Source organism: Pedobacter jeongneungensis, from assembly GCF_039538295.1.
GTDB classification, from domain to species: Bacteria; Bacteroidota; Bacteroidia; order Sphingobacteriales; family Sphingobacteriaceae; genus Pedobacter; species Pedobacter jeongneungensis.
In genome coordinates this window covers 63,148-73,370 of record NZ_BAABBY010000016.1, presented here as the reverse complement: position 1 = coordinate 73,370, position 10,223 = coordinate 63,148, and the positions used below count along the sequence as shown (strand labels likewise).

Here is a 10,223-nt window from a genome sequence, read left to right as displayed (position 1 = left end):
GTAATTAATGCCGTTAGAAACAAAATAGCGCTAAGAATTGCTGCTGTTATTAAAAACCAGGAGAGCTATAAAAATAACTTTAATATTGCCGCTTAAAATTTGTTTTTATCATAACAATCATTTCGACCGTAGCGGAGAAATCTATTTACAATTACATCTCATAAATTTCTTCCTGCCCGTATCAGGCGGGTGTTTCGCGATACAGTCGAAATGACAAATTTTATTAAACCTTATTAATCCAATCAACTAAAGCTTTCACTCTAATTTCAGAAGTTAATTCATAACGGTATTCATCATCAATACTGCCCATTTTAGATTCATTATTCCGAAACTTCATTTTGCTCTCTACAAATTCCTTTGCCGAAGCATGAAATTCAGTTGCTCCAGTCTGGTCAATGAGTTGTTGGATATTATTTTCATTTATTCCGGCGCCAGGCATGATTGTGATCTTTCCATTTGCCTTTTTAACCAATTGAGATAATTTCTCTGCACCCAATAGAGCTGATGATGCACCGCCAGAAGTGAGTACCCTTTTAATACCGAGTTCGATCAAATCTTCCAGTGCCTGATACATATCATTGCTCATATCAAATGCCCTGTGGAAAGCCACATCCATCGGACGTGCCAACTCAATTAGTTCAGCACACCTTTCTTTGTCAATTGTACCATCTGCTTTAAGTATTCCTATTACAACACCTTCGCAATTTAATGAATTACAGATTTTTATGTCTTCTTTTATTAACTCAAATTCTGTGTCAGAATATAAAAAATCACCACCCCGCGGACGGATAATCGGCCAAATTTCGATGGACAGGTTTTTCTTGGCTAATGCCAGCTGACCATAACTTGGTGTAGTGCCACCTTCGGCCAGGTTATCGCAAAATTCAGCCCTTTTAGCACCGCCGTTTTGAGCAGCCAATGCCGAAGCGTAAGAATTTGCGCAGACTTCTAAACAAGCCATATTAATAATAACTTTTTCCTTTGATCAATAAATTCTGTTTTTCTGCATTGCAAACCGCATAACTAAAGCCTTGCTGAATGGCATAAGCACCATACTCGCCCTTTTTATTGATGGCTAAAAAGCCCACCTGGATATTTTTTGCGGTTTCTGGTTTCTTTTTAATAATCCGCATAACGGCTTCTTTACAGGCTGCTTCCGGGCTATAACCCTGGCGCATCAGTTCTACTACCAAAAATGATCCCACATTTCTCACCACTTCTTCGCCCACACCGGTAGAGGTTGCGCCACCAATTTCGTTATCTACATACAAACCTGCACCTATAATCGGACTATCACCAATCCGTCCATGCAGTTTATAGGCCATGCCGCTGGTGGTACAGGCACCAGAAATGTTTCCTTTGGCATCAATCGCCAACATCCCGATGGTATCGTGGTTATATTGATTTCCTGGTAATTTTTGTGGGGCTGCTTTTTCGTAAAGTTTATTTTCAATATTCACTACCGGCGCATATTTTGCCGTTTTCAACCATTCTTTCCATGCTTTTTCGCTTGCGGGAGTCAGGAGATTTTCTTTTTTAAAACCCTGCTCTAATGCAAATTGCAAAGCGCCATCGCCAGCCAGCATTACATGGGGCGTTTTTTCCATTACCTTGCGCGCTACCGAAATGGGGTGTTTAATATATTCGAGTGCTAAAACAGCGCCGCAATTGCCTTGTTCATCCATAATGCAGGCATCGAGGGTTACACGGCCATCACGATCGGGCAAACCACCATAACCTACAGATTGATTTTTTTCATCTGCTTCCGGCACCCAAACCCCCTGTTCTACAGCATCCAGGGCACGTCCGCCTGATGATAATACTTTCCAGGCATCTGCATTGGCTGCAATCCCAAAATCCCAGGTAGAAATCACAATCGGGAAATTTGCTGCTTTCGAATCATTTTCAGGGAGCACATTGGCAATGCTGCTTTTATCAATGGCCATCAAACCTGCAGACAAGGCTGACGCTTTTATAAATTTACGGCGGTTAAACATTTGTGTAGTTTGGTTAACTGTTAAGGGTGGTTAATTGTTTGAATTGGTTAACTGGTTAATTGTAAAGGGTGGTTAATAGGTTAACTGGTCAATTGACGAATTGTTAGATTGTTAAATCAATCAATCCTGTCTGGTTATTTGGTTTGAACATTGGTCATTATTCATTAATCGTTTTACTATTGGTCTGAAAGTTGTAATATAATTATTGGTTATTCACTAATCAATCGTAAACCGATCTGCATCCTTTAAAAACGGAAACTGTCTTCTAACTTTAACCAGTTCCTCATAATTGATGCTAAAAGTATATAAATCTTCATCCTCTGGCTTATAATAAACGGTATTTCCGTAAGGATCTAAACACATGGATAATCCGCTATGGTAAATCTGGTTACCATCATGGCCAACACGGTTTACGGCAATCACATAACTCTGGTTTTCGATCGCCCTTGCCGGGATAAGCGCTTTCCAGTGTGCCGAGCGTTTATCAGGCCAGTTGGCAACAAGAAGTAAGATATCATATTCCTGATCTACATTACGCAACCAAACCGGGAAACGAAGGTCGTAACAGATGGCCAGCCTGATTTTCCAGCCCTTAAGTTCTACAATTAATTTGTCTTTTCCCGGACTGAAATGATGGTCTTCATCGCCCATGCCAAATAAATGGCGTTTATCGTAATGCTGGTGTTTGCCATCTGGTTCCATCCAGATTAAACGGTTATAATATTGGTTATTTTCTTTAATAATTAAGCTTCCGGTAACCACACAATTATACAGGTCTGCCATTTTTTGCATCCATTGCATGGTTTTTCCACCCATTTCTTCAGCCAATGCTTCCGAATTCATGCTGAAACCGGTATTGAACATTTCGGGCAGGATAATGATGTCGGTTTTTTCCCGAACACCCATGGATAGCCTCAGCGCAAGATTTAAAAGGTTTTTTTCTATGTTTTCCCAAAAGAGATAAGCTTGAAAGACGGTTACTTTCAGGTTTTCTATTTGAGTGTAAACAGGTGCTTCCATTTTTAATGTTTTAAACTGGTTAAACGTTTTTTAATTTCTCTGCAGCTAAGGCAAGCGTAGAATTTTCTTTGGCAAAGCAGAAGCGAATGATTTTATGATCGGTCGATTTCTGATAAAATGCCGAAACTGGAATGGTAGCCACTCCAAACTCCTTAATTAAGTGCATACTAAAATCGGTGTCTTTTTCATCGCTGATGTCGCTATAGCTTGCACACTGAAAATAAGAACCGTTACATGGCAAAAGTTTAAAACGGCTCCCGGCCAACAAATCCCTGAAATAATCCCGTTTCTGCTGAAAAAAGCTGGCTAATCCGGTATAATTTTTAGGTTGTTTAATGTATTCGGCAATGGCCTGCTGCATGGGACTATTAACGCTGAAAACATTAAATTGGTGTACCTTCCTGAATTCTTTGGTCAGTTTTTCCGGAGCCAGGCAATAACCCAGTTTCCATCCTGTAGCGTGTAAAAGTTTACCGAACGAGGCTACAATGAAACTCCGCTGCCTTAATTCGGGATAAAGCATTACACTCTGGTGTTTTTGTTCATCATAAATTAAATGCTCATAAACCTCATCGCTTAAAATTAAAATGTCGGTGCCACTGATCAGTTTAATCAGCGATTTCATGTCATCTTCAGATAAAATACTCCCGGTAGGATTCTGCGGCGTATTTAAAATGATCATTCTTGTTTTTGCGGTAAACAGCTTTTTAACCATATCCCAATCTATACCGTAACTAGGTGGGGCAAGCTCATAGGTTTTAACCAAACCGCCTAAAAGTTTTACGGTAGGGGCATAGCTATCGTAAGCAGGTTCAAAAATGATCACTTCATCGCCTGCATTAATGATGGCCGCCAATGCGGTAAAAATAGCCTGTGTTCCGCCTGCAGTAACGGTAATTTCTGTTTCAGGATTATATTTTACGTTGTAAAGTTTTTCTACTTTCTCTGCAATGGTTTCCTTTAAAAAAATATTGCCAGGCATTGGCGCATATTGGTTAAAACCATCTTTCATGGCTTTGTTTACCAATTCAACCAGTTTTGGGTCGCAGGCATAATCAGGAAATCCTTGTGATAAATTAATGGCATTGTGTTCTGCCGCAAGTTTGCTCATCACCGAAAAAATGGTGGTACCTACACCAGGAAGTTTAGATTGTATATTCAGCATCGTATAAGCGAAAATAGGAAAAAAAAGCTTAATGCCTAAACAGGATTGCTAAAAGCCAGGCTGAATTGGCCAATATGTTTAACCGAATAAACTAAATTTAACCTAATCTAATTAAACCCTTCCTTGCAGTTCGCGTCAATAAAAATAAATACGGAACCAAATGAACTGCAGATGAGCAGATTTGTATTATTTCAAATATATTTGATCTTATTTAAAATAATTCCAGATAAACTATTTTCTTTGCATTAAAATCTCAAAAACTCCTGAATGAAATTTAAACACTTAGCCGCCATCTTTTTATTGGTGATCACAGCTTCGGCCTTTGTGAGTCCTAAAAAAGCTTTAAGAACATTTGTTTCCAACTATGAAAATGTATTGGGTACATCTTTAGAGTTAAAATTTAAAGCAAGTAATCAGGCAGATGCCGACCTGGCCGAAGAACGTACGCTTAAAGAAATTGATCGTTTAGATGAGATTTTAAGTGCTTACAAACCATCCAGCGAATTTAGCCAATGGATGAAAAACGGTAAACAGACCACTAAAATTTCACCGGAATTATTTGAGGTTTTGCGACAGTTTGAGGATTATAAAAATTTAACTAATGGTGCCCTTGATGCATCAGCAGCCCTTATTGGCAATGTTTGGAAAAAAGCATCAGCTGAACACCGTTTGCCATCTGCCAGCGAGCTGGAAAATGCAGTTAGCCTGGTTAAACAAAAGCATTATGTACTGGACGGGAAAAATAAAACCGTTACTCGCTTAGATGAGGTGCCTTTGGCTTTAAACTCTTTTGCTAAAAGTTATATCATTAATAAAGCTGCTGATAAAGCCATGCAAACACCGGGGATTGAAAACGTGGTGGTGAACATTGGCGGCGATATGGTGGTTAAAGGAAATCAGCCGGAAAATATCGAAATTGCCAATCCAAAGGCCGATACAGAAAATGATGCAGCGTTAAATACAATTAAAGTTTCAAATATGGCGGTTGCCACCAGTGGTAATTACCGCAGGGGCTTTAATGTTAATGGAAAATGGTATTCGCATATTGTTGATCCACGTACAGGAAATCCAGCCTCAGAAATTATCAGCGCTACAGTTATTGCTGCTGATGCCAGTGAAGCGGGCGCACTTGCCACTTCGTTTAATGTATTATCTGTTTCAGAAATTGAAGCGATTACCGCTAACCGAAATGATATTGCTTACCTTTTGGTTACCAAAAATGGCAAAGAGATTAAAAATAAAAATTGGGCGGAGTATGAACTGGTTTCAGCTAAACCAGCAGCTGCAATGGCGAAAGTTAACAAGGCAGATAAACTCTGGAATACGAAATATGAACTGATTGTGAATTTAGAGCTTGCCAATATCGAATCGACCGATGGAAAACGTGTTCGCCGTCCGTTTGTGGCCGTATGGGTAGAAGATGCTGCAAAAACACCGGTACGTAACCTGGCCATCTGGTATAACAAACCACGCTGGTTACCAGATTTAAAATCGTGGAATCGTGTAAACGGTGATGAATTTAGAAAAGGAGCTGAAGGAAAATTAAGTTCAACCAGTTCGGCTACACGTGGTCCTGGTAAATACAGTTTATCGTGGGATGGAAAAGATGATAGCGGCAAATTAGTAAAAGCCGGAACATATACTGTTTATATTGAAGTAGCCCGCGAGCATGGCACCTATCAGGTGATTTCGAAAGAAATGAAATTTACCGGTTCCGCACAAAAAGTAGAATTAACCCCAAATACAGAATTAGCATCAGCATCCCTTGACTACAGAAAAATCGCAAAATAATACTATCGCTGCACCTGGCGGACTGGGAAAAAAGCCGGTAAAAAAGGATAGTGGAAAAGGCAAGGGGAAGAAACGTTTAGCCGGTTTATCACGCTGGCTGCACATTTACTTATCGATGGTGAGTTTTACTATATTGCTGTTTTTTGCAGTATCAGGATTAACCTTAAATCATGCTGATTGGTTTACCTCGGGAAAAGAAGTGGTGGAGAAAGATTCAGGCTCGGTAGATTTAAAATGGGTAAACCAGGCAGATACCAATAAAATAAACAAACTACAAATTGTTGAATTTTTAAGGAGCAAACACCAGGTTAGAGGCGCATTGAGCGATTTTAGAATGGACGACCGCGAACTGAGCTTAACTTTTAACGGACCTGGTTACCTGGCCGATTCTTTTATCGACCGCGAAACAGGTAAATATGAATTAACTACCACCAGGTTTGGTGCAGTGGCCGTAATTAACGATTTGCATAAAGGCAGGGATTCGGGTAAGGCTTGGTCCTGGATTATCGATATCTCAGCCGTACTCATGACTTTGGTATCCATCTCTGGCATTATTCTGATCTGTTTTATCAAAAAGAAAAGGTTAAGCGGCTTCATCATCGCTGCAGTTGGAACAATAATCTGTTATCTGATTTATAAATTATTTGTCCCTTAATTAAGCTATGCTTTGTAAAACTGAACCGGTTTCTTTTACGGTTAGCGTATGGTTTACACCGCATTTTAAAGCAAAATTATTGCGCTGGTGCCCAACAGGAAAATCGAAAGCGACAGGATAGCCATATTCCTTTATTTTTTCTAAAACGATTTCATAAATGGTTTTGCCAAACTCTTCTCCGGCATCATCAGGCTTAACTTTAAAACCACCAACAATTAAACCTTTCAGGTTTTTTAGTTTTCCGCTGCGTTTTAAATTCCACAGCATCCGGTCTATACTATAAAGGTATTCGCCGGTATCTTCTATAAAAAGTATTTTGTCTTTCGTGTTTAAATCAGAATCACTTCCTGCCAAGGTTTCAATGATACTCAGGTTGCCGCCTACCAAAATACCATCAACTTTTCCTAACCGGTTGTTACTATTGGCAGGAGCGGTGTAACCCATTTGTTCGCCAATTAATGCATTTTTGATGGAAAGAATGGTTTCAATCTGTATAGGTTCGGCTTTGCCCCAATCATCAGGAAAGCTATTGCACATTTTAGAATGGATGGAGGCAATGCCATAGTTTTTAGCCAGGTGGCAATGTAAAACGGTAATATCACTAAAACCTATAATCCACTTTGGATTTTTTTTGAAAGAAGAAAAATCAAGCTGATCGATAATCCGCACCAGGCCATATCCGCCACGGGCGCACATAATGGCTTTTATATTGGGATCATCAAGCATGCGCTGCAAGTCTGCCAACCTTTCAGCATCCGTTCCGCCGTAAGTAAAATCGCGTTTGCCAATGGTATCGCCGGTTTTTATGGTAAAGCCCCAGCTTTGCATCTGTAAGACTGAGGGTTGAATCTGCTCCGGTGTAATGTAGCCCGCCGGACTGGTTATTCCAATCGTATCGCCCGGTTTTAAGTAAGGTGGGGTTTTAAAAGATGAACTTTCATTTTCGACAGTATTTGCTAATGTTTTAAAAGCCGGAAATACGGTTGCAGCTGCAATAAATGAAGAAAGGAAATGTTTTCGGTTCATCTAAAATAGGAATGTAAATGTTGATGTAGCGAATATAGGATTTAAAATATTGGCATAAAAGAAAAGGGATTTATATCCATAAATCCCTTTTTTAAACCAAACAAATTAATCTGTAAAAGATTAGTATAATGTGAATTATATAAATAACCACGTTTGAAATAAAATGTTTTGAGATTTTAGAAAAAAATATTTAGTCATGCTTATAGATGATTTATGGTATAAAAATCAATATGAATAGCCGCAATCAATTCATAAGTAAATTTTTTCTAGTTATCGTCATTTCGAGCGGAGTGCAACGCAGTCGGGAAATCTGCCAGGGTAGATCCACTAACCCTCCTAAATAGCCCTGATGGAAACGGAAATACTTTTTGGTATCGTTATATTGTATTGTAGCAAGCTGCCCAAAAAGATTGCAGTGTACAGCAGGACCAACCCTTTACGATAAGCACTGAAACTGCGCTTCTTAATATTTAAAAAAGATAAGGATGTCTTAAATAGAGATCTTAAAAAATTATTTAAAAGTTAAAGGCTATCCCTCGCGGATAGCCTTTGCTAACAACAAAACAAATATAAGATAACCAAATCTTACCTGATTGAGCAGAATCAGGTAAAGTGCTATGAGATACACTTTGTGGCCTAGTAATGGATTCGAACCATTGTAAAGAGTTTATGAAACCCCCAACCTTCCAATCGGTCAACTGGCCTTATTTTATAACTGTTTTAATGCCAAATAATCCCTCAATTCTAAAATTTGTTCTTTAATTAAACTATCTTCATCCTTTAAATATTCCTGCTTATTTTCTTCCGTTTTTACTGGATAGGTAAGGGCCTGAAATTCATCTATAGTGGGATATTGAAAATAGATTGACATAATTTTAGCGTTTAATTGTTCAACATCGTTTTCTTTATGATTAATGTTGAGCAAATATATAAATAAGTATATAATATCTATGGATTTAGTAGTATTTATTTTAAATAATATTATAAATAATTCATTATCAGTTTATTATTTTTTATTCTGTTTGTAATAGTAGCTTCTTTTAATAGATTTTCTACCTCAAATATTAACCTTAATGTTTAACAGCCGTTTTAATTTACGAGCTTAGGCTTAACCGCTTTAAATTCAATTTCAGAAAAGCTAATTATTTTAAGGATATTTGCAGTTCAATCATTAAAATAGTAATTGTGTCTTTAGATAAATTAAAACTTAGCAAACCACTTGTAGCGGCTATGACAGACGCCGGATTTTTAACTCCAAAAGAAATCCAGGCCAAAACCATGTCGCGTATTTTAGGTGGACAAGATGTTATAGCGGTGGGGCCGGAGGGTTCGGGAAAAACAACAACCTATGTTTTAGCAACTTTAATGAAATTAAAGTATGCCTTTGAAGAAGCACCAAGAGCTTTAATTTTAGTGCCTGATGCGGAACATGTAGATCATGTGCTGGAACAGTTCAAATTGCTTAACCGTAACGGTACCTTCAGGATTTTGGGAATTGATAGCCGTGGTGCCGTTGATACGCAGATGAACGAAATTACCGATGGTTGCGACATTATTGTTGCAGTACCCGATCGTGCACGTGCATTATACTTAAAACTGGCGCTAAATACCAATAAAATCCAGTTGTTTATTGTAGATAATGCAGAGCTGATTGTTAAAAAAGGCTTGCAGTTGCCTGTTGTTGAGCTGGCCAATAGTGCCTATAAATCGCAGCACGTGGTATTTACGGAGGTAATGCACGAAAAATTAAACCACATGATTTCGCCTTTTATGAAAGATTCTGCCTCAACCATTGAGGTAGACGAAATTGGCGAAAAACAGGCTGAGGTTTATCAGCAAATGTTGTATCAGGTGCCAAATTTCAGGACCAAACTTAACCTGCTCACTTTATTATTGAATGATAGGGAAGTTTTTGATAAGGTAGTGGTTTTTGTGAATACCAGGTTAACTGCCCAAACAGTATATAAAAACTTTAACCATAATAAAGAAGGAGAAATCAGCATTTACCGTTCATTGTTTTTTGATGATAAGGGCTATGATGATATTGAAGACTTTAAAGACAACCCGGATGCAAGGGTTTTAATTGTTGCCAATGAGAATCTGGGAGATTTAAATATTGAAGGCATTCCTATTCTTTTACACTTAGAACTTCCTGAACAGAAAGAAACTTTAATTCAGCGCATTGTTAAAAACGGTGATGAAGAAGTGGTGGCGATTACTTTCTCTACCGATATCGAATTGATTGAGGTGAAGAAAATAGAGCAAGCCATCGGGCAAAAGATGGAAGTAATGGAGCTGCCTGAAGATTTAAAAGTTGTTGATGCCACCACAGCCAAGCCAAAGAAAAAGAAAGCGAACGAAGATGATGAAGACAGCGAGCGTGGTGCAGCTTTTCATGAAAAGAAAGCCAGTAATTTAAAAAACTACAATTACAGCGCCGGCACAAAAGCCAAAATGACTTACAAAAATAAAAAGGGATTGTCTTAGATAGTTGGGCTAACGCCAGTTTTCTAATAAATGCAACAATAAAATCGTCTTCATTCGTCATTCCCGGCACAGGCGGGAATCT

9 protein-coding genes and 1 tRNA gene are annotated in these 10,223 nt (G+C 38.5%); 3 read left to right on the top strand and 7 right to left on the bottom strand.

Going from position 1 to position 10,223, the window contains the following annotated elements:
* Positions 1-223 precede the first annotated feature (223 nt).
* From ABD769_RS23550 to ABD769_RS23535, 4 genes are all read right to left on the bottom strand, one after another.
* Positions 224-961, bottom strand: coding sequence for a copper homeostasis protein CutC (locus ABD769_RS23550; protein WP_344853822.1), 738 nt, complete (start codon positions 959-961; stop codon positions 224-226).
* 1 nt (position 962) lies between these two features.
* Positions 963-1,997, bottom strand: a complete 1,035-nt coding sequence (locus tag ABD769_RS23545) for a glycosylasparaginase (RefSeq protein WP_344853821.1) — start codon at positions 1,995-1,997, stop codon at positions 963-965.
* A 216-nt stretch (positions 1,998-2,213) separates the two neighbouring features.
* Positions 2,214-3,017 (bottom strand): nitrilase family protein, encoded by an 804-nt coding sequence (locus ABD769_RS23540; protein WP_344853820.1) that lies wholly within the window; start codon positions 3,015-3,017, stop codon positions 2,214-2,216.
* Positions 3,018-3,036: 19 nt separating this feature from the next.
* On the bottom strand, positions 3,037-4,182 hold the full coding sequence (locus tag ABD769_RS23535; protein WP_344853819.1) for a methionine aminotransferase: 1,146 nt from the start codon (positions 4,180-4,182) through the stop codon (positions 3,037-3,039).
* 267 nt (positions 4,183-4,449) lie between these two features.
* Here ABD769_RS23535 and ABD769_RS23530 point away from each other — a divergent pair, with 267 nt between their 5' ends.
* Together ABD769_RS23530 and ABD769_RS23525 are read left to right on the top strand one after the other, a co-directional pair.
* Positions 4,450-5,973 (top strand): DUF2271 domain-containing protein, encoded by a 1,524-nt coding sequence (locus ABD769_RS23530; protein ID WP_344853818.1) that lies wholly within the window; start codon positions 4,450-4,452, stop codon positions 5,971-5,973.
* A complete protein-coding gene (locus ABD769_RS23525; RefSeq protein ID WP_344853817.1) occupies positions 5,948-6,628 on the top strand; it encodes a PepSY-associated TM helix domain-containing protein in 681 nt (226 codons plus the stop codon). Before ABD769_RS23530 ends, ABD769_RS23525 begins: the two co-directional genes overlap by 26 nt.
* Here ABD769_RS23525 and ABD769_RS23520 read toward each other — a convergent pair whose 3' ends face one another.
* The 3 genes from ABD769_RS23520 to ABD769_RS23510 form a co-directional block, all read right to left on the bottom strand.
* Entirely contained in the window at positions 6,629-7,654 is a 1,026-nt protein-coding gene (locus ABD769_RS23520) for a S66 peptidase family protein (protein ID WP_344853816.1), read from the bottom strand.
* A 632-nt stretch (positions 7,655-8,286) separates the two neighbouring features.
* Positions 8,287-8,358, bottom strand: a tRNA-Met gene (locus ABD769_RS23515).
* A 5-nt stretch (positions 8,359-8,363) separates the two neighbouring features.
* Entirely contained in the window at positions 8,364-8,525 is a 162-nt protein-coding gene (locus tag ABD769_RS23510; protein ID WP_344853815.1) for a hypothetical protein, read from the bottom strand.
* A gap of 314 nt (positions 8,526-8,839) precedes the next feature.
* On the opposite strand from ABD769_RS23510, the gene ABD769_RS23505 reads away from it, so the two are divergent.
* Positions 8,840-10,141, top strand: coding sequence for a DEAD/DEAH box helicase (locus tag ABD769_RS23505; RefSeq protein ID WP_344853813.1), 1,302 nt, complete (start codon positions 8,840-8,842; stop codon positions 10,139-10,141).
* Positions 10,142-10,223: the final 82 nt, after the last annotated feature.

Bases quoted from the DNA above. Each gene is read 5' to 3' on its own strand.
- ABD769_RS23520 (WP_344853816.1), bottom strand. From the start codon at position 7,654: ATGAACCGAAAACATTTCCTTTCTTCATTTATTGCAGCTGCAACCGTA.
- ABD769_RS23550 (WP_344853822.1), bottom strand. From the start codon at position 961: ATGGCTTGTTTAGAAGTCTGCGCAAATTCTTACGCTTCGGCATTGGCT.
- ABD769_RS23535 (WP_344853819.1), bottom strand. From the start codon at position 4,182: ATGCTGAATATACAATCTAAACTTCCTGGTGTAGGTACCACCATTTTT.
- ABD769_RS23540 (WP_344853820.1), bottom strand. From the start codon at position 3,017: ATGGAAGCACCTGTTTACACTCAAATAGAAAACCTGAAAGTAACCGTC.
- ABD769_RS23530 (WP_344853818.1), top strand. From the start codon at position 4,450: ATGAAATTTAAACACTTAGCCGCCATCTTTTTATTGGTGATCACAGCT.
- ABD769_RS23545 (WP_344853821.1), bottom strand. From the start codon at position 1,997: ATGTTTAACCGCCGTAAATTTATAAAAGCGTCAGCCTTGTCTGCAGGT.
- ABD769_RS23510 (WP_344853815.1), bottom strand. From the start codon at position 8,525: ATGTCAATCTATTTTCAATATCCCACTATAGATGAATTTCAGGCCCTT.